Annotated in this window: 25 protein-coding genes; 13 read left to right on the top strand and 12 right to left on the bottom strand. The window is 72.3% G+C overall.

Annotation, left to right across the window (positions count from 1 at the left end):
* Positions 1 to 23: 23 nt before the first annotated feature.
* Genes VM889_07990 through VM889_07980 form a run of 3 tightly spaced genes read left to right on the top strand, consistent with a single transcriptional unit; the run spans position 24 to position 2,199 of the window.
* Positions 24 to 839: a substrate-binding domain-containing protein gene (locus tag VM889_07990; GenBank protein ID HVL48481.1), complete on the top strand. Its 816-nt coding sequence runs from the start codon at positions 24 to 26 to the stop codon at positions 837 to 839.
* A complete protein-coding gene (locus VM889_07985; protein ID HVL48480.1) occupies positions 836 to 1,492 on the top strand; it encodes an ABC transporter permease in 657 nt (218 codons plus the stop codon). The genes VM889_07990 and VM889_07985 overlap by 4 nt, the downstream gene beginning before the upstream one ends.
* Positions 1,489 to 2,199 (top strand): ATP-binding cassette domain-containing protein, encoded by a 711-nt coding sequence (locus tag VM889_07980; GenBank protein ID HVL48479.1) that lies wholly within the window; start codon positions 1,489 to 1,491, stop codon positions 2,197 to 2,199. Before VM889_07985 ends, VM889_07980 begins: the two co-directional genes overlap by 4 nt.
* Here VM889_07980 and purD read toward each other — a convergent pair.
* The 5 genes from purD to VM889_07955 form a co-directional block, all read right to left on the bottom strand.
* Positions 2,196 to 3,524: a phosphoribosylamine--glycine ligase gene (gene purD, locus VM889_07975; protein ID HVL48478.1), complete on the bottom strand. Its 1,329-nt coding sequence runs from the start codon at positions 3,522 to 3,524 to the stop codon at positions 2,196 to 2,198. The two genes, VM889_07980 and purD, sit on opposite strands and share 4 nt — an antisense overlap.
* Complete coding sequence (gene pyrE / locus VM889_07970) at positions 3,521 to 4,039, bottom strand: orotate phosphoribosyltransferase (protein HVL48477.1); 519 nt, start codon at positions 4,037 to 4,039, stop codon at positions 3,521 to 3,523. The genes purD and pyrE overlap by 4 nt, the downstream gene beginning before the upstream one ends.
* A 63-nt stretch (positions 4,040 to 4,102) precedes the next feature.
* Positions 4,103 to 4,702 (bottom strand): CDP-2,3-bis-(O-geranylgeranyl)-sn-glycerol synthase, encoded by a 600-nt coding sequence (locus tag VM889_07965; GenBank protein HVL48476.1) that lies wholly within the window; start codon positions 4,700 to 4,702, stop codon positions 4,103 to 4,105.
* Positions 4,703 to 4,742: 40 nt separating this feature from the next.
* Positions 4,743 to 5,546: a hypothetical protein gene (locus VM889_07960; protein HVL48475.1), complete on the bottom strand. Its 804-nt coding sequence runs from the start codon at positions 5,544 to 5,546 to the stop codon at positions 4,743 to 4,745.
* Positions 5,525 to 5,836, bottom strand: coding sequence for a helix-turn-helix domain-containing protein (locus VM889_07955; GenBank protein ID HVL48474.1), 312 nt, complete (start codon positions 5,834 to 5,836; stop codon positions 5,525 to 5,527). Before VM889_07955 ends, VM889_07960 begins: the two co-directional genes overlap by 22 nt.
* Positions 5,837 to 5,921: 85 nt before the next feature.
* Here VM889_07955 and VM889_07950 point away from each other — a divergent pair, with 85 nt between their 5' ends.
* The 9 genes from VM889_07950 (at position 5,922) to VM889_07910 (ending at position 12,850) form a co-directional block, all read left to right on the top strand.
* Positions 5,922 to 6,218 (top strand): hypothetical protein, encoded by a 297-nt coding sequence (locus VM889_07950; GenBank protein HVL48473.1) that lies wholly within the window; start codon positions 5,922 to 5,924, stop codon positions 6,216 to 6,218.
* Positions 6,219 to 6,242: 24 nt separating this feature from the next.
* Positions 6,243 to 7,265 carry a GTP 3',8-cyclase MoaA gene (gene moaA / locus VM889_07945; protein HVL48472.1) on the top strand — a complete coding sequence of 341 codons (1,023 nt, stop codon included), beginning with the start codon at positions 6,243 to 6,245 and terminating at the stop codon, positions 7,263 to 7,265.
* A 218-nt stretch (positions 7,266 to 7,483) separates the two neighbouring features.
* Positions 7,484 to 7,837: a hypothetical protein gene (locus tag VM889_07940; protein ID HVL48471.1), complete on the top strand. Its 354-nt coding sequence runs from the start codon at positions 7,484 to 7,486 to the stop codon at positions 7,835 to 7,837.
* A 55-nt stretch (positions 7,838 to 7,892) separates the two neighbouring features.
* Positions 7,893 to 8,180, top strand: a complete 288-nt coding sequence (locus VM889_07935) for a hypothetical protein (GenBank protein HVL48470.1) — start codon at positions 7,893 to 7,895, stop codon at positions 8,178 to 8,180.
* A 35-nt stretch (positions 8,181 to 8,215) separates the two neighbouring features.
* Positions 8,216 to 9,049: a carbon-nitrogen hydrolase family protein gene (locus VM889_07930; protein HVL48469.1), complete on the top strand. Its 834-nt coding sequence runs from the start codon at positions 8,216 to 8,218 to the stop codon at positions 9,047 to 9,049.
* A 25-nt stretch (positions 9,050 to 9,074) separates the two neighbouring features.
* Positions 9,075 to 10,310: a hypothetical protein gene (locus tag VM889_07925; protein ID HVL48468.1), complete on the top strand. Its 1,236-nt coding sequence runs from the start codon at positions 9,075 to 9,077 to the stop codon at positions 10,308 to 10,310.
* Positions 10,307 to 11,386: a branched-chain amino acid ABC transporter permease gene (locus tag VM889_07920; protein ID HVL48467.1), complete on the top strand. Its 1,080-nt coding sequence runs from the start codon at positions 10,307 to 10,309 to the stop codon at positions 11,384 to 11,386. The genes VM889_07925 and VM889_07920 overlap by 4 nt, the downstream gene beginning before the upstream one ends.
* Positions 11,376 to 12,146 (top strand): ABC transporter ATP-binding protein, encoded by a 771-nt coding sequence (locus VM889_07915; protein HVL48466.1) that lies wholly within the window; start codon positions 11,376 to 11,378, stop codon positions 12,144 to 12,146. The genes VM889_07920 and VM889_07915 overlap by 11 nt, the downstream gene beginning before the upstream one ends.
* Positions 12,143 to 12,850 carry an ABC transporter ATP-binding protein gene (locus VM889_07910; protein ID HVL48465.1) on the top strand — a complete coding sequence of 236 codons (708 nt, stop codon included), beginning with the start codon at positions 12,143 to 12,145 and terminating at the stop codon, positions 12,848 to 12,850. The genes VM889_07915 and VM889_07910 overlap by 4 nt, the downstream gene beginning before the upstream one ends.
* 32 nt (positions 12,851 to 12,882) lie before the next feature.
* Here the strand turns inward: VM889_07910 and VM889_07905 are convergent, their stop codons facing one another.
* The 3 genes from VM889_07905 to VM889_07895 form a co-directional block, all read right to left on the bottom strand.
* Positions 12,883 to 14,280 carry an ABC transporter substrate-binding protein gene (locus VM889_07905; GenBank protein HVL48464.1) on the bottom strand — a complete coding sequence of 466 codons (1,398 nt, stop codon included), beginning with the start codon at positions 14,278 to 14,280 and terminating at the stop codon, positions 12,883 to 12,885.
* Between the two features lie 77 nt (positions 14,281 to 14,357).
* On the bottom strand, positions 14,358 to 15,248 hold the full coding sequence (locus VM889_07900; protein HVL48463.1) for an MBL fold metallo-hydrolase: 891 nt from the start codon (positions 15,246 to 15,248) through the stop codon (positions 14,358 to 14,360).
* A complete protein-coding gene (locus VM889_07895; GenBank protein ID HVL48462.1) occupies positions 15,239 to 16,081 on the bottom strand; it encodes an FKBP-type peptidyl-prolyl cis-trans isomerase in 843 nt (280 codons plus the stop codon). The genes VM889_07900 and VM889_07895 overlap by 10 nt, the downstream gene beginning before the upstream one ends.
* A gap of 74 nt (positions 16,082 to 16,155) precedes the next feature.
* Between VM889_07895 and VM889_07890 the strand changes: the two genes are divergently transcribed.
* A complete protein-coding gene (locus VM889_07890) occupies positions 16,156 to 17,136 on the top strand; it encodes a CARDB domain-containing protein (GenBank protein ID HVL48461.1) in 981 nt (326 codons plus the stop codon).
* Position 17,137: 1 nt separating this feature from the next.
* Here VM889_07890 and VM889_07885 read toward each other — a convergent pair whose 3' ends face one another.
* From VM889_07885 to VM889_07870, 4 genes are read right to left on the bottom strand one after another with little or no spacing between them, the layout of a single operon-like run.
* Positions 17,138 to 18,058, bottom strand: coding sequence for a M48 family metallopeptidase (locus VM889_07885; GenBank protein ID HVL48460.1), 921 nt, complete (start codon positions 18,056 to 18,058; stop codon positions 17,138 to 17,140).
* Complete coding sequence (locus VM889_07880) at positions 18,055 to 18,615, bottom strand: LemA family protein (GenBank protein ID HVL48459.1); 561 nt, start codon at positions 18,613 to 18,615, stop codon at positions 18,055 to 18,057. Before VM889_07880 ends, VM889_07885 begins: the two co-directional genes overlap by 4 nt.
* A gap of 42 nt (positions 18,616 to 18,657) precedes the next feature.
* Complete coding sequence (gene meaB, locus VM889_07875) at positions 18,658 to 19,611, bottom strand: methylmalonyl Co-A mutase-associated GTPase MeaB (GenBank protein HVL48458.1); 954 nt, start codon at positions 19,609 to 19,611, stop codon at positions 18,658 to 18,660.
* Between the two features lie 4 nt (positions 19,612 to 19,615).
* Positions 19,616 to 20,029, bottom strand: a complete 414-nt coding sequence (locus VM889_07870) for a cobalamin B12-binding domain-containing protein (protein HVL48457.1) — start codon at positions 20,027 to 20,029, stop codon at positions 19,616 to 19,618.
* Positions 20,030 to 20,182 lie beyond the last annotated feature (153 nt).

Below are 20,182 nucleotides of genomic sequence, written 5' to 3'. Positions count from 1 at the left end.
TCCTCGGTGGCGCATCGGAGGGCGTGCGCCCCGCGCTCGCGCTCGTCGCCGTGCTCGTCGCCGCCGGCTGCCTCGCGGCGGACGCGGAGCGGCCGCTCGCCGTCGGCACGACGACGAGCGTCCACGACCCCGGCTTCGCCGACCATCTGCTGGCCCGGTTCGCGTCCGAGACGGGGCGGCGCGCGATCGCGGTCGTCGCGGGATCCGGCGAGGTGCTCGAGAAGGCCCGTCGCGGGGACCTCGACGTGGTCCTTGTCCACCACCCGGAGGCCGAGGCGGCATTCGTCGCCTCGGGGGCGGGCCGCGCCCGCACGCCGGTGTTCGAGAACCGGTTCCTCCTCGTGGGTCCGAAGGACGATCCCGCCGGGATCGCGAACGCGACCTCCGCCGCCGACGCCTTCGCGCGCATCGCGGCCGCCGAGGCCCGCTTCGCGAGCCGGGGCGACGGCTCGGGGACGCACGCGCGCGAGGTCGCGCTTTGGCGCGCCTCCGGCGTGGACGCGACGCGGCTCGCGGGCCCCTGGCGCTTCGAGACGGGGTCCGGCCAGGCCGCGACGCTCCTCGTCGCGAACGAGCGCGGCGCCTACGCTCTCGCCGACGAGGCGACGTGGGCCGTTCTCGAGGCGCGCGGCCGCCTTCCGCGCCTCGCCGAGCATCCCGTCGAGGACGGCGCCCTCGCGAACGTCTACGCGGTCGTCACCGTCGCGCACCCGCGCGCGGACGTCGCGGCCGCCGACCGCTTCGCGTCGTGGCTCGCGGGACCCGGCGGGCGGGCCGCGGTCGAGGCGTTCGCGGTCGAGGGACGCGCGGTCTTCCGCCCGGTGGGGGCGTTGCCGTGATCCCGCCCGGGGAAGTCGCCTCGATCCTCGCCCTCACGGTGCAGGTGAGCGCGGCGGGGACGCTCCTCGGCGCCCTCGTCGGCGTACCCGCGGGCCTCGCGCTCGCGGGCCGGGGCGCGGGACGACGCGCGGTCCGCGCGGCGGTGTACGCGCTCTATGCGCTCCCGCCCGTCGTCGCGGGCCTCCTCGTGTATCTCGCGTTGAGCGCCTCAGGTCCGCTCGGCGGCCTGGACCTCCTCTTCACGCCCGGCGCGATCGTCGTCGCCGAGGCGATCCTCGCCGCGCCGCTCATCGCGGGCCTCACGGTCGCGGCCGTCGCCGAGGTCCCGTCGAACGTGCGCGAGGCGATCGAGGCCGCGGGAGGCTCCCGCTTCTTCGCGGCGCGCGCGCTCCTTTGCGAAGCCCGGCACGGCGTCGCGGCCGCGGTGATGGTCGGATTCGGACGCGCGCTCGCGGAGGTCGCGGCGGCCCTCGTCGTCGGCGGGAACATCCGTCACGAGACGCGCACGCTCGGAACGGCGATCCTGCAGGAGATCGGGCAGGGCCGCTTCGAAAGCGCGCTCGTCCTCGCCGCGATCCTCCTCGCCCTCGCGCTCGCGACCGTCGCGGCGCTCGCGCGCCTTGCCCGCGCGCATCCGGAGGCGGCGCCGTGAGGCTCGAAGCCGAGGCGCTCGTCGTCCGCTACGGCGCGCGCGCGGCGCTTGCGGGCGTCGACCTCGTGATCGCCCCGGGCGAGCGCGTCGCCGTGCTCGGCCCGTCGGGCTCGGGCAAGACCACGCTCCTGCGCGCGCTGCACCTCCTCGTCGCGCCGACCTCCGGCCGCGTGCGGGTGGACGACGCGGTCGCCGGCGACGCGGATCGCCGGGCGGCGCTCTCGCGCTTCGGCCTCCTCCAGCAGCGGCCGGGCCTCGTCGCGGGAACCGCGCTCGCGAACGTTGCGTTCCCGCTGCGGGCCCGCGGCCTCGCGCGCCGCGCGGCCGAGGCCCGCGCGCGGGATGCGCTCGCGCGCGTCGGGCTCGCGGAGCGGGCGGAGGACGACGCCGCGCGCTTGTCGGGGGGAGAGGCCCAGCGCGTCGCGCTCGCGCGGGCGGTCGTCGCGGACCCGGAGGTCATCCTCGTGGACGAAGGCACGAATCAGCTCGATCCGGCGACGGCGCGCGTCGCGGAATCCGTGCTCCTCGAGGAGGCCCGCCGCGGCGCGAGCCTCGTCGTCGTCACGCACAGCCCCGCGCAGGCCCGTCGCCTCGCGGCGCGCGTCGCGTTCCTCGACGGCGGGCGCGTCGTCGCGGACGGGCCGACGGCCGCGGTGCTCGACCATGTGGATTCGCCCGCGATCCGCGCCTTCGTGGAGCGCGCCTAGCCGCGGATCTTCTCCATGTGGCGCACGCGCTCCGCAAGAAGCGACGCCGAGCCGATGTCGCGGCGCGCGAAGAGCCTCGGACCGCGGACGCCCGCGAGGGCGCGGTCCGCGCGCTCGTTCGCCTCCGCGAGCGTGGGCGCGCACGCGACGATGCCGACCGTGCGGCTCGTCGTCGTCGTGAGCCGCCCGTCCCGCTCGTTCACGGCGGCGTAGTAGGCCCGCGCGCCAGCCTCCGCGATGGCCTTCTCGTCGACCTCGAGAGGTTCGTTCGCGGCGGATTTCACGCCATAGCCTTCGGGCACGACGTATTTGCACACGGTCGCCTCGGGCGCGAACGCGACGCGGCGCTGGCCGAGCGTGCCGTCCACCATCGCATGCAGCACGTCGAGGTAGTTCGTCTTGAGCGTGGACAGGACGTTCATCGCCTCGGGGTCGCCGAAGCGCGCGTTCACCTCGATGACGCGGGGGCCATCCGAGGTGAGCATGAACTGGACGTACATCGTCCCGACGTAGGGCCGGCCCTCCGCGGCGAGGGCTTCGAGGATCTTCTGCGCGATGACGGCGGCGTCCTCGTAGTCCGCGCGCGTCATGAACGGAAGGAGCCCGTTGGCGTCGGAATAAGAGCCCATGCCGCCCGTGTTCGGCCCCTTGTCGCCTTCCCAAGCGCGCTTGTGATCCTGCACGGCGGGCATCGGGACCGCGACGTTTCCGTCGCAGAAGCACTGGAGCGAGAACTCCTCGCCCTCCACCTTCTCCTCGACGAGCACGCGGCTCTCGCCGCCGAAGCCCGTGCGGAGGATCTCGGATGCGTACGCGGTCGCCTCGGCCGCGTCGGCGAGGTGGTCGCCCGTGACCTTCACGCCCTTGCCCCCCGTGAGCCCGATGGGCTTCACCGCGACCTCGCCGAGGGACTCGACGTAGCGCGCGAGGCCGCGGTCGTTGTCGAAGATGCGGTACTGGAGGCGGCCCGGGACCTTGCGCTCGTCGAGGAGTCGGCGCATGAACGCCTTGCTCCACTCGATCTCGCCCGCTGCGCGCGTCGGGGAGGCGGTCGGGATGCCGGCGGCCGCGAGACAGTCAGCGACGCCGGCCGCGACCGCCGCGTCCATGCCGAGGACCGCGAGGTCGACGTTCCAGCCCTTCGCCGCGGCCACGATGTCGGAAACCGCCGTCTCGTCGACGAGCTTGTGCTCCTTCGCGAGCCGGAGGATGCCGGGGTTGCGGTTCTTGAGCGTCGCGTAGACGGCTCCGCCGCTCCGCTGGACCGCCTCGGCGATCGCGTGCTCGCGCGCGCCGCCGCCGACGACGAGGACCTTCTCGCTCAACGGCGGGCCCCCATGAGCTCGCTCACGCGCACGAGGGGGAGAAGCTTGACGTTCGCGTCGCCGAGGAGCTTCTCGGCGCCGGATTCGCGGTCGACGACCACGACGGCGAGGTCGACGACGGCGCCCGCCTCGCGCAGGACCTTGACGGCTTCGAGGCTCGATCCGCCCGAGGTGGTGACGTCCTCGACGAGGAGCACGCGGAGGCCCGACCTGACCTCGCCCTCGATGCGCGAGCCCGTGCCGTGGGCTTTCGCCTGCTTGCGGACGATGAGGATGGGTTTGTCCGCGGCAAGGCCGGCCGCGACGGCGATGGGCACCGCGCCGAGCTCCATCCCGGCGACGGCGTCGTACGGCCGCGCGAGGGGGGCGATGCGCTCGCCGATCGCCCGGAGCACCGACGGGCTGCCGCTCGCCTTCTTGATGTCGACGTAATAGCTGGAGCGGGCGCCCGACGCGAGGACGAAGTCGCCGAACTTGACGGCCCCGCAGGCGAGGATGTGTTCCCGGAGATCCAACGTGCCCACCTCGGCCGTCGCTGAAGCCACGAAGGTCCGATAAACCTTCTCCGGGTCGGCCCCTTACCAGGGCACGTCCTTCTTGCCGAGCTTGTATCCGACGATGTTCACGAGAAGATGGAGGCCGGGCGTCAGGATGACGAGGGCGACGATCCGCTCGAGGGTGAATCGCTCCGAGAACCAGGCCCCGTTCCCGCCCGCAAGCCCCCAGAGGGCCGAGGCCGCGGCCGCGAAGAGGAGCCCTCCCGCGACGAAATCGAGCTGGTCGAAACCGGGCCACCGGGCGCCCCGGTCGCGGCCGCTGCGCCGTTTGAAGAACGACTTGACGGCGTCGCCCACGAGCGCGCCGAATCCGATGACGTACGCGAAGACGAACGTCTCGGCGGCGCTTCCCCACCCGACGAGGCCCGCGGCGCGGCCGGCTTCCGACGGCGGCACGACGCTGAGGCCGAGGACGATCGCGCTTGCGACGAGCGGTCCGAGGAAAAGACCGCGCCACGTCTTCCCGTCGCCGAGGATCCGGCGGCCGTCCCTCCAGACCCGCCCGCCGTCGATCGGGGGCGGCCCGCCGACGAAGACGGGCGCCATGTTCGCGAGGAAGGCCGGGAGGAAGAGCCAGAGCGCGGTGAGGACGATCGCTCCGATCTCGCCCGCCGTGGCCATCGCGCCCGCATGCGGCGAGCCTCACAAAGCCCTTTTGCCCTCACGCGAGAGGCGACCCGAGCGCGAAGGCCGCGCCGATCATCGCGGCGTAGGCGCCGAGGGGGACGAACAGGTTGTCCTCGACGCGCGGGAGCGTCTCGATGAGCGCGCCCGCGAGCGCGCCGAGCGCGACGACCCCGTGCATCGCGGGCGGCATGACCTCGAGGCGAACGGTGTAGGCGATGGACGCGAGGAGCGCGGCCGCCACGTAGGACGCGACGAAGCCCGCGAGCGTCCCCTCGAAGCTCTTGCGCGAATTCCACGGAAGCATCCGCCGGCCGTAGGCCACCCCGATGAGGGCGCTCGCCGCGTCGCCGACCCCCAGGATGCCGAAGGCGGCGAACGCGTACGCCTTCGAGAAACCCGCCCACGTGTTCGCGGTCCCGATCACGATGAGCGCCACGAGGAAGAGGATGGGCGGCCACGGGAAACTCTCGTGCGGGCGCCGCGTGACCTCGAGGGCCGTCGCGACGGGCTTGTGGAGGAAGGCCGGAAGGCCCGACGCGATGCGGCGCCGCTCGGCGACGTGCACGACCACAATGAGAGCCATGATCGCGAGCGCGAAGAGGAGCGCCGCCTCGAAGGGAAGGAGCAGGAAGACCGGGACCGCCACGATCGCGCCGAATACGTGGATGGCCTTCCGTCGCGCCTCGAACGCGACGCGCGGGCTCGCGAGCCGTTCGCGGGCGTCCGCGGCGCCGGCCATCGCGTTGGCGAGCCAGGTCTCCCACGGATTCTGCACGGTCCGCCACGGGAGCGCGCGGACTTCAAGCTGCCGGACCTTCACGTCCAGCGGCGCGACCACGCCGCGAGCGCCTCGAGCACGGGCGCGAGGTCGCACGCGGCGGGCGTCAACCGGTACTCGACGCGCGCCAGGGCCCCGTCTGCGCGACGTCGCTCGACGAGGCCGCGCCTTTCGAGGTCGGCGAGCGCGGAGGCGAGCACCTTCGCGGTGACGCCGGGCATCGCGCGCTTGAGGGCGTTGAATCCGAGCGGAGCCTCGGCAAGGGCCCTGAGCGCGGCGGCCCGCCACTTGCGGCCGAGCACGTCGCTTGCGACGTCGAGCGAGGGTCTTCGCGGGGCGGCGTCGAGCAAGCGCGTGCGCTCGCGCCCGCCTCCGACTTGTACGTTGGCCGAGTGGCGCGACACCTTCTAATAGGGTGCCGCGCGAAGGTCGCGCGTGGCGCTCGACACGCCTTCCCGTCGTCCCGCCTTCGACGCGGACGCCGTGCGCCGCTCGGCGCGGGCGAGGGCCGAAGCCATCCTCTCGGCCCAGCTCGCCGGCGGCGAGCGCATCGTCCGCGAGCGGTGGGCCGCGGACCTTCTCGCGCGCATGGAGGCGATCGGTCGGCACGTCTCGCGCGACGACCTCGTGCGGCGGTTTTACGGACGCACGGAGGCCCACGCGGACCGTCTCCTCGGGGAGGCGCGGTATCTGGAATTCGCGCGCGAGGGCGCGTCCCCCGGCAAACGTTAAGGAGGCCGACGGGCTAGGCGCCGCGTGGCGGGCCCCCTGCTTGTCGACGGGTACGGCCGCGGCGTCACCGACGTTCGCGTGTCGCTCACGAACCGCTGCAACTTCGCGTGCGTCTACTGCCACAACGAGGGCCTCGGGGACACGCTCGGACCCCGCGACCCGAGCCCCGACGAGATGACGGCGGACGAGGTCGTTCGTCTGCTCACGATCGCGCGGGAATTCGGCATCGTGAACGTCAAGCTCACGGGCGGGGAGCCGATGCTCCGACGCGACCTCGAGTCGATCGTCGCGAGGGTGGCGACCTTCATGGAGGTGTCGCTCACGACCAACGGCACGCTTCTTGCGAGCCGCGCCCGCGCCCTCGCGGACGCGGGCCTCGCCCGCGTGAACGTCAGCCTCGACACGCTCGACCCCGATCATTTCAGGCGCCTGCGACGCGGCTCCATCGAGCCGGTCCTCGACGGCCTCGAGGCGGCCCTCGCCGCCGGCCTCGCGCCCGTCAAGGTGAACGCCGTCGTGATGGACGACACGCTCGATGCGCTCCCGTCGCTCCTCGATTTCGTCGCCTCGCGCGACGGCCTCGAGCTTCAGCTCATCGAGCTCATGCCCGAGATCCGGCACGACCTCGCGGGCGCGCGCGCCGACATGGCGAAGGTCAAGGCGTGGCTCGCGGGCCGGGCCGACCGCGTGGAGGTCCGCGCGATGCACCATCGCCGGATCTACCGCGTCGGCCACGCGAAAGTGGAGGTCGTGGACCCGGTCGGCAACGCCGAGTTCTGCGCGCACTGCAGCCGCATCCGCATCACGCACGACGGCCGGCTGAAGGGGTGCCTGAACCGGCTCGACGACACCGTGCCCACGCGCGGCCTCGACGACGAGGGCGTGCGCGCCGCGTACAGGTCCGTGGTGCGCGATCGCGTCCCGTACTACGTCGCCGACGCGCGCTCGGGGCGCGCGTTTGCGCCCGCCGCGGGCGCGTCGGCACTGTACAAGGCGCTCCGCAGACCGTCCGCGACCTCGCCGGAGAGCCCTCTTGCCCCGCCTTGACCCGTCCCGGAGCGGACCTCCTGCGTCCCTCGCGCAACGGGCCTCCTCCTCTGAGCCGCTTTGTAAGAAAAACAAACCTTAAGACATCGAACCGCCCCTGTTGGCTCGACGAGCCCCGCCCGGTGCTCGTCGCACCGGCACACGAACGGGGCAGGCTCCTGTTCTTGTTCCTGCGACGTCCCTTACCCAGGGGTCCAGGCGGGGTTCGAGGTGAACGGATGAAGACGATCCTGATCGTGGAGACGACGAAGGGCCGCGACCGACTCCTCGCCGCTGCGGAGCAGAACCTCAGCGAGGGAGAGGCCATCGTCAAGATCACGGACACGATCAGCCTCGAAAGCTCGACGCTCACGGTCCCGACGGACGCGCGCGCCGAGGTCATCGCGCGCGAGCCCCCGAAGCTCCTGCCGGGCGGCGTGACGGCGCTCATCTCCTACGTCAAGCTCCCCGCCGGCGCCCTCACGGCGGTCGAGTACCGCATGGAGAAGACGAACGTGACGGCGACCCGTGACGTGAACCTCCGCGCCGAGCGGATCGGGAAGCAGAAGAAGGCCTCCGAGCCTTCGGCGTGATCATCCCGATCACACGGCCACAATCCTTTTCCACGCGACCCTCCGCGAGGATCGCGTGCTCGAACTCACTCCGGCCGACGTGAGTCGCCTGCCCTCGGTGTTCCGGGGGCGCACGGCGAGCCTCGCCGGCATCCTCCTCGGGTGCGACGTCGTGGACGCCCGTCACACGCGGGTCGGTCGCGTCGTCGCGCTCCTCGTCGACCGCGGAGAGATCGTCGCCCTGCGCGTCGACCCGGACGGAAACTTCGGCCCGATGCTCGAGGTGCGGCTCGACGACGTGGCGGAGGTCGAGCCCGGCCGGATCGTCCTCGCGGCGGACCTCGAGGATCTCGCGCCCTCATGAGAAAGCTTGACGCCCGCCGCCGCGCCTCGCGGAGCGTGCGTTTCGACGTCGCCTGCCTCCAGACCGAGCACCGCGCCACCGTCGAGGCGACCCTCGCGGGCGTCGCGGATCTCGCGCGCGCGGCGACCCGCGATCCGGCGGGTCCCCCGCGCCTCATCGCGCTCCCCGAATACTTTTTCGTCCCCCGGGGCCACGCCGAGGGGGAGTCGCCGCGCCGGACCGTTCCGGAGGCCGAGCGGTTCGTCGCCGATCTCTCCCGCGACCTCGGCTGCGCCGTCGCCGGCACGACCCTCGTGGAAAGCGGCGCCGCGTTGAACAACCGGGGCATCGTGTACGACCATGGCCGCCTCGTCGGCGCTCAGACGAAGATCCACCCGATGCCGCGCGAGGCGGCGAACGGCATCGTGGGCGGCGATCGCCTCGCGACCTTCGAGGTCGCAGGCCGGAGAGCAGGCATCCTCGTCTGCGCGGACGTCCTCTATCCGGAAGCGGCGCGCGTCCTCGCCCTCGATGGCGCCGAGATCCTCCTCGTCCCCGTGATGAGCCCGCACCTCGAGCCCGACCCCACGCGCGAGGCGCGCGAGGCCCTGTTCGTCGCGCGCGCGTACGACGCGGGCGCGTTCGTGCTCAAGGCGGGCGGCTTCTCGAGGGTCGACCCGGCCGTCGCGGGGCGGAGCTTCATCGCGGCGCCGTGGGGGATCCTCGCGCGCTACGGAGATCCTTTCGAGCCCGCGATCGTCCGGGCCACCCTCGACTTCGACCTCCTCGCGAGGTTCCGCACGCGCTCGCGCGGGCTTGTCGACCGTCGCCCGGAGGTCTACGCGGACCTCAGCCGCGCTCCCGCGCGATCCAAGGAGGAAACGATATAGGCCGGCCCGCATCCTTCCTTGTCTCATGGCGTCCATCGCGGACGTGATCCAGTACGGCGTCAACGGCGTCGCGCTCGGATCCGTGATCGCGCTCGCCGCCATCGGCCTCACGCTCATCTACGGCATCCTCAATCTCGCGAATTTCGCGCACGGGGATCTCCTCGCGGTCGGAGCGTACGGAGCCTTCTTCTTCTCCGTCTCGGTCCCGCCCGTCGAAGCCGCCTTTTGGGCCCTCGGCCTCGCCGTCGTCCTCGCCGCCGTCGGCGTCGCGGGGCTGCTCGCGCCCCCAACGCGCGGGCGATCCGCGGGATCATGGCGCGCCGGCCTCCTCGAGCCCTCGGAGGCGCGCGCCGCCGTCGTGGGCGCGGCGGCGCTCGCAGCCGCCGTCCTCGGTCTGTCCCTTCCCGCGCGCGGCCTCGCGCTGCCCGCCCTCGCGGGCGCCCTCGCCCTCGGGGCGGCCGCCCTGGTCGTCGCCCGCCGCCGCACGGCGCGCGGCCGCGGGTCCGACGTCGCGTGGGCCCTCGGAGGAGGCGGGACGGCCCTCGCCGCCTGGGCGCTCGCCTCGCCGTTCTTCCTCGCGGCCGCGCTGGGCGCCGCCGCGGCCGTCGTGGTCGCCGTCCTCTTCGAGGCCGTCGTCTGGCGCCCCCTCAGGGCCCGCCGCGCGACCATCCTCACGCTCCTCATCGTGAGCATCGGCGTCGCCTTCATCGTGCGGAACGCGATCGCCATCCGCTTCGGATCCGATTTCCTGAACTACGCGCGTCCCCTCGAGCTGCCGTGGCGCGTCGGACCGGCGATCTTCACCGTCGACCAGGCGACGACGCTCGTTGTCGCCGCCGCGGCCATCGCGGGCGTGCACGCGTTCCTCGCCTTCACGCGCACCGGCAAAGCGCTCCGCGCCCTCGCCGACAACCCCGACCTCGCGCGCCTTTCCGGCATGGACGTGAACCGCCTGGTGGTCGCGCTCTGGATCCTCGCCGCCGGCCTCGCGGGCCTCGCGGGCGCGCTCCTTCCCCTGAACAACTTCGCCGTGAGCCCCGGCGTCGGATTCACGCTGCTCCTCACCCTCTTCGCGGCGGTCATCCTCGGAGGCATCGGAAGCGCCTACGGCGCGATGGCGGGCGGCCTCGTGATCGGCGTCGTCATGGAGCTCGTCGCGGGGCTCGCCTCGCCCGACTACAAGTTCGCGGCGAGCTTCGCGGTGCTGATCCTCGTCCTCCTCGTCCGGCCGCAGGGCATCCTCGGGGGGCGGGCGACGTGAAGCTTCCCGCGCTCTCCCGGGACGGGCGCGAGTGGGCCGTCGTCGCGGCGCTCGCCTCGGGCGTCTTCCTCCTCCTGACCCTCATCTCCGCGCGCAACGGCTCCGTTTCGGGAGAATTCCTCGTCGGCGTCGCGCTCACGATGGCGCTCTTCGCGCTCCTCGCCCTCGGCCTCTCGCTGCAGTTCGGCCTCGCGGGACTCATCAACTTCGGCCACATCGGCTTCGCGGCGATCGGCGCCTACGGCGTGGGGCTCGCGCATCTCAACGGGTGGCCGTGGTTCGCGGGGGTCGCCCTCGGCCTTCTCGGCGCCGTCGCCCTCGCCATCGTCGTCGGCATCCCGACCCTGCGCCTGCGGGAGGACTATCTCGCGATCGCGACGATCGGCGTCGCCGAGATCGTTCGGACGATCGCGCTCTCCGAGGTCTGGCTCACGCGCGGACCGTTCGGCATCTACAGCTTCCCGCTTCCGGGCCGAGACTTCGCGACAAGCGGGCCGTGGGCGGCCCTCGCGGCCTCCCTCGGCGTCGTGCCCTACTCGCCGTTCTTCGTGGCCGTCCTCGCGCTCGTTCTCTTCGGCGTCCTGTACTGGACGTTCTCGCGGCTCGCGCGCTCGCCGTGGGGCCGCGTCCTGCGAGCGATCCGCGAGGACGAGGACGTGGCCGGCGCGGTCGGGAAGAACCCGTTCCGGTTCAAGCTCCAGGCGCTCGCGCTCGGCGCGGTGCCGGCGGCGCTCTACGGCATGCTCTACGCGTGGGCCTTCGCGCAGATCATTCCCGCGTTGTTCGTCCCCCTCGTCACGTTCTACGCGTGGACCATCGTGGTCGTCGGCGGCGTGACGACCCTCCGCGGCGCCCTCGCGGGCTCGATCGCCTTCTGGGGCCTCACGGCCTTCGCGCGGGTGCTCCGGCTCGAGACGATCCCCGTCGTGGGCGGTCCCCTGGAGAGCGTCGTGGGTTTCCTCACCCGTCCCGGTCCCGGGCAGGAGCTCCTCATCGGCGTGCTCCTCGTCCTCGTCATGCTGCACCGTCCGCAAGGCATCGTCGGCCGTAGGGAGGAGCTTCGCTTTGGCCGCTGAGGCGATCCTCGAGGCGAAGGGGCTGCGCAAGGCGTTCGGCGGCGCGGTCGCGGTCGCCGATATGGACGTCGCGGTCGCGCCCGGCGAGATCGTGGGTCTCATCGGACCGAACGGGGCCGGCAAGACGACGCTCTTCAATCTCGTCGCCGGCGCGCTCGAGCCGGACGGGGGGCGCGTGACGCTCGCGGGCGAGGACGTGACGGGCCTTCCCGCGCACGCGCTCGCGAAGCGCGGGCTCGCGCGCACCTTCCAGCTCTCCCGGGCGCTCAACCGGATGAGCGTGCTCGACAACGTGGCGCTCGCGGCGCCCGACCAGCCGGGCGAACGCCTCGCGGTGGCGATCACCCCGTTCTGGAGGAAACGCGAGGAGGCGGTCGAAGACCGCGCGCGGGAGGTGCTCGATTTCGTGGGCCTCTCCGCCAAGCTCGACGATTACGCGGGAAGCCTGTCCGGCGGCCAGAAGAAGCTTCTCGAGATCGCGCGCGCCCTCATGCTCGAACCGAAGGTGCTCCTTCTCGACGAGCCGATGGCGGGCGTGAATCCGACCCTCGCGAAAGGCATCATGGAGCGCATCCGCGCGATCCGCGACGAGCGCGGCGCCGCGATCCTCATCGTGGAGCACGACATCGAGTCCATCATGGCGAACTCCGATCGCGTGATCGTCATGGCGGAGGGCACGACGCTCGCCGCGGGCGATCCCGAGACCGTGCGGAACGATCCGCGCGTCATCGAGGCCTATCTCGGGGGCCGCGAGCCGTGAGCGTCCTCGTCGCCGAGAGCGTCGTCGCGGGCTACGATGAGGCCGTCATCCTCCATGGCGCGAGCGTGAGCATCCGCCGGGGAGAGGTCGTCACCATCATCGGGCCGAACGGCGCCGGGAAGAGCACCCTCCTCAAGGCCATCGTCGGCCTCATTCCGCTGCGGGAAGGCCGCGTCGCGCTCGAAGGCGAGGACCTCGCGGGCCGACCGCCGCACGCGATCGTCCGCGCGGGCGTCGGCTACGTGCCGCAGGTCGCGAACGTGTTCCCCAACCTCACGGTCCGCGAGAATCTCGAGATGGGAGCGTTCACGCTCGAAGACGGCGTCGACGACGCGCTCGAGCGCGTCTACGGGCTCTTCCCCCTCTGTCGGGAGCGAGGCGGGGAGAAGGTGGGCCGACTCTCGGGCGGTCAGCGCCAGATGGTCGCGATCGGACGCGCCCTCATGCTTGCGCCCCGTGTGCTGCTTCTCGACGAGCCGTCCGCGGGCCTCGCGCCCACGCTCCAGAACGAGGTGTTTCGCCACATCCGCGGCATCGCGGACGCGGGCACGCCGGTCCTCCTCGTCGAGCAGAACGCCCGGAAGGCCCTCGCGATGAGCGACCGCGGTCTCGTCCTCGACATGGGCCGCAACCGCTTCGAGGGTCGCGGGCCCGAAGTCCTCGCGAACCCGGACGTCGCGAAGCTCTATCTCGGCGGAAAATAGGAGGAGGGGGGCTTCCGCCCCCCGCCCGCGGCCTAGGGTCGCACGTCGCTGCGCACCGTCGTGATGGCGCCGTCGGGTCCGACCTGCCAGACCGAGTAGACGCCCTCCTTCGGATCGCCGCGGGTGTCGAAGTCGAAGTCGTGCGCGGCGCCCTGATAGTTGATGCCGCACCCGGCCTTCGCGGAGTTCAGCGCGAGAACGGCGTTCGAGCCGCTCACCGCGACGTCGGCGGGCCCGTCCCGGTTCACGACCTTGAGGACGTTGTCCTTGATGCCGCTCCCGGTGTTCGCGCCCGCGCATTGCGCCGCGAGCGCGATGATCCAGGTCGCGTCGTAGCTTTCGGCCGCGAAGAGGCCGGGGGCCCGGCCGTGCTTCTCGTGGAAGGTGCGGTTGAAGTGCTCGAAACCCGGCGAGGCGACGCCCGTGGGGGCCGTGCCCTTGAGACCCGCGAGCACGAACTTGCCGTCCGAGGTCTTTCCGACGCCCGTCACGAAGGCGGGGGCCCGCACGCCCTCGCTGAAGAAGAACACGCTCTTCCCCATCGCGCCGCGCTGGAAGGCCTCCTTCATGAGGGGAACGCCCTCCTGGGGATAGCCGACGAGGACGATCGCGTCCGCGTTCGCGGAGGCGGCTTTCTGGACCTCGGAGCTGAACGTCTGCGCGTTGGCCGGGAACTTGACGGTCTCCGCCTTGATCGTGCCGCCCAGGCTCTTGAACGTCTCCTCGAACACGCGCGAGAGGCCCACGCCGTAGTCGTTGTTGACGGCGATCAGCACGGCCGAGCGGCATCCGTCCTGGTAGACCGTCTGCGCGAGGACCTTGCCCTGGAGGGCGTCCGAAGGCGGAATGCGGAGGAAGTAGCCGCCGTTGTCGCGGTCGAGCGTGAGCGTGGGGCTCGTCGACGCGGGCGTCACGACCATCACGTTGTTGTTCTTCGCCGCCTCGAGGATCGAGCCCGTCACGGCGGAACCCGCCGCGCCGACGACGCCCGAGACCTTTTCCGAGACGAGGCGCTGGAAGGCCTGCGGCGCGGTCGCGGCGTTGCTCTGGCTGTCCTCCTTCACGACGCGGACCTGCTGACCGTTCACGCCGCCCGCGCGGTTGATCTCGTCGACCGCCATCTCGACCGCGCGCTCCATGTCGCCGCCGTAGGCTTCGAGGCTCCCCGTGAGCGGCACGAGGGTGCCGATCACGAGCCCGCCGGACGGTTGCGCCGCCTCTCCGACTTCGCTCCCGATCGCGGAGGGAGCGGACGCGGCTTCGCGGAGCAGGCCTGCGCCCGCCCCGGAGAAGGTCGCGGCGCTCGTTCCGCCGCACTGGGTCTTGATGCCGCCGGCGCCGTCGCCGCCCTCCTGCTGGACGCAGCCCGCGAGGAAGCCGGACGCGAGAACGACCGCGACGACCAGGGACCATGACGCGTGATGTTTCATCGTTTTCCCCCTTGATGACGCCCAGAAACCCGTCGCGCGACCCTTAATGGTTTCTTCTTGGAGGGATCCCTGGCCCGTCAGGCCCGCTTCCAGAGGAGCGCGCCGCGCTCGAGGACGGGCGCGAGCCGTCCCCGCCGGGCGAGGGCGGCGACGGTCCCCCGGAAGGACGCCGCGTCGAGGACCCATTGGCCGACCGTTCCGGGGGGCGACGGCCAGCGCGACGCGACGCGCGCGAAGGCCTCCTCGACCCCGCGCGGCGCGTCGAAGGCCTCGAGGGCCGCGGCCTCGGCGGCGTCATAGGCCGCGACGTTCATCGCGACGAGCGCCGAGACGTCCGAAACGCGGCCTCCGTGATAGGCGTGCACGACGTCGTAGCCGAGCCCCGCGACGCGGGCCGCGGAGGCCCGCGCCGCGTCCGGGTCCACCGAGAAGGGCACGGGATGCTTCGCGAGCACGGCTTCGCCGAGAAGCGCGTCCGCGACGAAGAGGACGCCGTCCGCGCCGACCCCGATCTGTCCCGGCGTGTGGCCCGGCAGCGCGTGGACGGTCACGTCGAGGCCGGCGAGCGTCGCGGGTCCCGGCGCGAGCGTCGCGTTTACGGGCGTCTCGGGGCCGCGCAGGAACTTGTTCACGACGTCGGGCGGCGGGGCCGCGGCCCAGAGCGTCCACGGCTCGAGGTCGGGATGCCCGAGGGTGAGGGCGTCCACGGCGGGCGCGAGCACGCGGGCCCCCGTCCGCGCGGCCGCGAAGGCCGCGCCGCCGAAGTGGTCCGCGTGCGCGTGCGTCACGACGACGGCCTCGAGCGCGATTCCGCGCTGCGCGAGGTCGTTCACCATCTTTCGCGCGAGGTTCTCGTCGAGCCCCGCGTCCACCATGAAGGCGCGGCGATCGTTCTCGACGACGGCGACGGACGTCGCGTGGTCGACGCACCAGGCGCGGTCCGAGAGCGCGACCCGCTTCAACGCCACGCGGGCGCCCCTCCGACCGGCGGACGGATCGGGAGCGGGAGCGTCGCGTCGGGCGGCAGGACGTCCACCGAGGCCGCGCGGATGATGAACGCGAGCGGGTCGCCGAAGAGGCGGTGCTTCTCGTTGCCGGCGCGCGTGTAGGCGTCCTCGGGCGCGATGCGGACGGCGCGGACGTGGCCGGCCTTGAGGCCGGGGAGCGCGGCGTCGAAGCCCGGAATGACGTTCACGTAACCCGACCGGTTGTACGGCTCCGGCGGACGTTTCCCGCGCTCGCCGCCCACATACACCTTGAGCGGCTCGTAGTCGGCGGGCTCGTCCGGGGAAAGGTCCACGTCGGGCGCGGCCCCGCCGTCGACCACCGCCTTCCAGTTCGTGTAGAAGATGGTCCCGTTCGGCCAGACGCCCACCGTGTGGAGCTGCATCCCGACGCCCTTGCGCGCGGCTTCGCCCGGGGCCTTCTCGACGATGGCGTGGAGCGTCACGCGCGCGCCGCCCACGGAGACGACGAAGGGCGTGTGGCCGTGGCGCGCGTCGATGGGCGGCTGGGCCGTGAGGAAGAGCGCGCGCGCCTCGCCGCCTTCGAGCGCGAAGCGGGCCTCCTCGGCCGCAAGCCGCCAGCCCGAGGGCGTGTCGGGGAAGGTCACGTCGTAGGACTGCCGGACGGTCGCCGCGTTCGCGACGTAGAGCCCGAACGAGGCGACGCCCCCCGGCTCGACGTGCGCGACGTCCACGTACGGGGCGACGCTCCCGTCGCGCTCCACGACAGCCGCGAGACAGCCGGAGAGGGCGACGGCGGCGAGGAGGGCGGCGGCAAGGAGCAAAGCGCGGCGCATACGCTCGGGAAGCGCGTCCCCCGTCAAGAGGCTTTCAGGAGAAACGTTATCCCGCGCCCGGCCGGTCGCGTCGCATGCGCCGCGCCGCGGTCCTGCTCGCGCTTGCCATCCTCCTGCCGGCCGGCGCCGCGACGACGCCCTCAGCAGTCATCTCGACCGCGGACTTCGCCTTCTCGCCAAAGATCGTCCTTCTCGCGGGCACGGGCGAGGTCGTGCGCTGGACGAACCCGAACGCGACCGTGAACCACACCGTCACGAGCGAAGCGTGGCCGCGCCATTTCGACGCCGGCGTCGGGCGGCTCGCGTCGACCGACCTCGCGTTTGCGACCGCCGGCACGTACCCGTACCTCTGCCGCCTCCATCCGGTCATGAAGGGCACGATCGTGGTCGGTCCCAACAGCGCGCCCGCGGTCGCGACGACGTTCGACAACTCCACGCCCCTTGCGGGCATCGTGCGTCTCGAAGGGACGGCCCCCGACGCCGAGGGCCCGAACGCGTGGGTGCGCATCTTCCTCGCGAACCGGGGCGTCGTGCAGGGATACGGGATCCAGACCAACGCGTCGAGCGGGTGGGCGTGGAGCTTCGACCTCGACACGCGGACCTTCCACAATGGCAAGACCAGCCTCCGGATCCAGGCCACCGACGGCCACCTTGGATCCGAGGTCCGCCTGAACGTCACGCTCGCGAATCCTCTCCACAAGGACATCGCGATCACGAACGTCACCCACGTGCAGGAGGCGACCCAGGTGCGGGTGAACGCGCAGGTCTCGAACCGCGGCAACGCGCCGACGGGCGTGTTCACCGCGACCTTCAGCTACCGCGTCGACGACGAGGACCGCGTCTTCCGCTCCGTATGGCCCCTTTCGCTTGCGGGCCATTCCATGATGCCGCTCACCGCGACGCTCGACGCCAAGGGCAAGATCGGCACGTTCGTCGTGAGCGTCGTCGGCGATCCCGCGAACGCCGTCGCGGAGTCCGACGAAACGAACAACCGCGGCGAGACCACCTTCACGCTCCTCCTCGCGGGGCCGCCGACCGACTTGCTGGAAAGATGAGTCACATCCGGCGAATGCGGGCGACGCGCTCGTCGAGGGGCGGGTGGCTCGAGAGCACGCTCGAGAGATCCATCCTCCGCCACGGGTTCGAGATGTAGAGCCCCGCGACCGTCTTCGACCCCGGCGGCTCGCCCGCGACATCCCCCTTGATCTTGAGGAGCGCCCGCGCGAGACCCTCCGGATTGCGCGTGAGGCGCACGCCCGTCGCGTCCGCGAGGTATTCGCGGCGGCGCGACAGCATGAGGTGGACGAGGCGCGAGAAGACGGGCGCGAGCACGATGAGGACGAGCGCGACGATGATGAGCGGTCCGGCTCCACCGCCGCGGCCGCCCCCGCGCCGCCCGCCGCCGAACCACAAGGCCCGGATCGCGATCTCGGAGAGCATCGCGATCGCGCCCACGACCGCGACCGTGACCGTCGCGAGGCGGACGTCGTAGTTCAGGATGTGCGACATCTCGTGGCCGATCACGCCCTCGAGCTCCTCCTGGTCGAGCTTGCGGAGCGCGCCCGTGGTGACGCACACGACCGCCTCCTTGGGGTCGCGGCCCGCCGCGAACGCGTTGATGCCGTCGGATTCCTGAACGTAGACGCGCGGGGTCGGGAGGCCCGATGCGATCGCCATCTCCTCGACGCGGTGGAGCAGGAGCTGCTCCTCGCGGACGGCCGGGTTGGCGGGCCGCGCCCGAGCGGCGCGGATCACCAAATCGACGCTCCGGTTCCACGTGATCGCGAGGTAGATCCCGACGACGAGGAGCGTGCCGACGCCCGTGAACACGGGCGGCGCGTCGAGCAGGAGCCCGAGGGCGAAGACGAGCGCGAAGAGGATCGCCCCCATGAGCCCGACGACGAGCACCGTCTGGCGCCGGTTGTGCGCGATCTGGTCCGCGAAGCTCCACTTCGGCTGCCGGGTCGCCATCGTCATCCGAAGGACACGCGGGGCGTCTCGCGGGCGGCGGGCTCGATCTCGAGCATCTTCTTCTCCGCGCGGCCCATGGGGCCCGCCACGAAGCGGCTCGGGATGGTCTCGACGGTGTTGTTGTATTCCAGCACCGAGTCGTTGTAGTGCTGCCGCGCGAAGCTCACCTTGTTCTCGGTGTGCGTCAGCTCGTCCTGCAGGCGCAGGAAGTTCTGGTTCGCCTTGAGGTCGGGGTATGCCTCGGCGACCGCGAAGAGCGACTTGAGCGCGCCCGTGAGAAGATTGTCGGCGGCGTTCGCCTCCTCGCGCGAGCCCGCGGACATGAGCGCGGCGCGCGCGCGGGTGACGTTCTCGAGGACGGTCTTCTCGTGCGACGCGTAGCCCTTCACGGTCTCGACGAGGTTGGGGATGAGATCCGCGCGCCGTTTCAGCTGCACGTCGATCTGGCCCCAGGCGTTGTCGATGCGGTTCTCGAGCGTGATGATCTTGTTGTAGATCGCGACGATCCACGCGACGAGGAGGACCACGATCGCGAGCGGGATCACGACGAGGTGGAACGACATGCGCGACGGGAAGCCGCGCGCGAGGGGAAAGAGGTTTTGGCGCTATCCCTTGCCCGCGGGAAGGCGGTCGAAGAGGTCCTCGGACGCGGAGTATGGGTCCGTCTCCCGCCGCGCGATCGCGCGCGCGAGGTCCGCGAAGGCGCGCTTGCCGTCGCGGCCGCCGAGCACCATCGTCTCGACGCGCTCCTTGAGCGCCTCGAGCAGCTCGTGCTGGCCCTGCTCCGCGCGGCGCGACTCGAGGCGGCCCTCCCCGTCGAGCCAGGCGCGGTGCTCGGCGATCGCCTTCACGAGGTCCGCCACGCCCTCGCCCCTCGAGGCCACCGTCTTCACGACGGGCGCGTTCCAGCCCGCGGTCATGCCGATCTCGAGCCACGTCGCGAGCTCCGCGACGGTCTTGTCCGCGTCCTCGCGGTCGGCCTTGTTCACGACGAAGAGATCCGCGATCTCCATGAGCCCGGCCTTGATGTTCTGGATCTCGTCGCCGAGGCCCGGCACCGCGACCACGATGACCGAATCCGCGAGGCGAACGACGTCCACCTCGCCTTGCCCGACGCCGACGGTCTCGACGATGACGACGTCCTTGCCGGAGGCGTCGAGGATGCGGACCGCGTCGACGGCCGCGCGCGCGAGACCGCCGAGGTGGCCGCGGCTCCCCATGCTGCGGATGAAGACGCCGGGATCCGTCGCGCGGGACTGCATCCGGACGCGGTCGCCGAGGAGGGCGCCCCCCGTGAAGGGCGAGGTCGGATCGACCGCGACGACGCCCACCGTCGCGCCGGCCTTGCGGTACACGCCGACGAGCTGGTCGACGAGCGTGGACTTGCCGGACCCCGGCGGGCCCGTGACGCCGACGACGTGCGCGCGCCCCGTGCGCGCGTAGACGCGTTTCAGGATCTCGCGGCCGGCCGGGTCGCGGTCCTCCGCGAGGCTGATCGCGCGCGCGACGGCGAGACGGTCGCCCGCGAGGAGGCGCTCGGCGAGGTCCGCGGCGCTCATGGCGTCACGCGGCGACGCGGCTCCGCGCGTGCGCGCGGATGTACGCGATGATGTCGTCGGTCGGCGTGCCGGGGCCGAAGACCTCGGCGATGCCTTCCTTCTTGAGCGCCGCGCCGTCGTCGGGCGGGATGATGCCGCCGCCCAGGATGAGGACGTCGCGGGCGCCCGCGCCGTGGATGAGCTTCACGATGCGCGGGAAGAGCGTCATGTGGGCGCCCGAAAGGCACGAGAGCGCGACGACGTCGGCGTCCTCCTGGATCGTCGCCTCGGCGACCTGCTCGGGCGTCTGGCGGAGGCCCGTGTAGACGACCTCCATGCCGGCGTCGCGGAGGGCGCGCGCGATGACCTTCGCGCCGCGGTCGTGGCCGTCGAGGCCGGGCTTGGCGACGAGGACGCGGATGCGCTTCTCGGGGGCCATGCGGCGCCACCCGAGTCGCGGCCTATAAGGATTTGCGCCCGCGCGCGAGGAGCGCCACGCCGACGAGGGCCAGGGCGAGGGCCGCGGCCTCGAAGCCGGGGAGGCGGAGGGCCGGATTGGGCGTCGTGGTGGGGGGCGTGGCCGGCGTCTGCC

The organism is Candidatus Thermoplasmatota archaeon, from assembly GCA_035540375.1.
Classification (GTDB): Archaea; Thermoplasmatota; SW-10-69-26; order JACQPN01; family JAJPHT01; genus DATLGO01.
This window is presented reverse-complemented; position numbering and strand designations above follow the sequence as displayed.

What these genes read in the sequence shown, in the direction of transcription:
- VM889_07905 (HVL48464.1), bottom strand. Translation starts at nt 14,280, where the DNA reads ATGAAACATCACGCGTCATGGTCCCTGGTCGTCGCGGTCGTTCTCGCG.
- VM889_07965 (HVL48476.1), bottom strand. Translation starts at nt 4,702, where the DNA reads ATGGCCACGGCGGGCGAGATCGGAGCGATCGTCCTCACCGCGCTCTGG.
- VM889_07925 (HVL48468.1), top strand. Translation starts at nt 9,075, where the DNA reads ATGGCGTCCATCGCGGACGTGATCCAGTACGGCGTCAACGGCGTCGCG.
- meaB (HVL48458.1), bottom strand. Translation starts at nt 19,611, where the DNA reads ATGAGCGCCGCGGACCTCGCCGAGCGCCTCCTCGCGGGCGACCGTCTC.
- VM889_07895 (HVL48462.1), bottom strand. Translation starts at nt 16,081, where the DNA reads ATGCGCCGCGCTTTGCTCCTTGCCGCCGCCCTCCTCGCCGCCGTCGCC.
- VM889_07880 (HVL48459.1), bottom strand. Translation starts at nt 18,615, where the DNA reads ATGTCGTTCCACCTCGTCGTGATCCCGCTCGCGATCGTGGTCCTCCTC.
- VM889_07890 (HVL48461.1), top strand. Translation starts at nt 16,156, where the DNA reads ATGCGCCGCGCCGCGGTCCTGCTCGCGCTTGCCATCCTCCTGCCGGCC.
- VM889_07870 (HVL48457.1), bottom strand. Translation starts at nt 20,029, where the DNA reads ATGGCCCCCGAGAAGCGCATCCGCGTCCTCGTCGCCAAGCCCGGCCTC.
- VM889_07885 (HVL48460.1), bottom strand. Translation starts at nt 18,058, where the DNA reads ATGACGATGGCGACCCGGCAGCCGAAGTGGAGCTTCGCGGACCAGATC.
- VM889_07940 (HVL48471.1), top strand. Translation starts at nt 7,484, where the DNA reads ATGAAGACGATCCTGATCGTGGAGACGACGAAGGGCCGCGACCGACTC.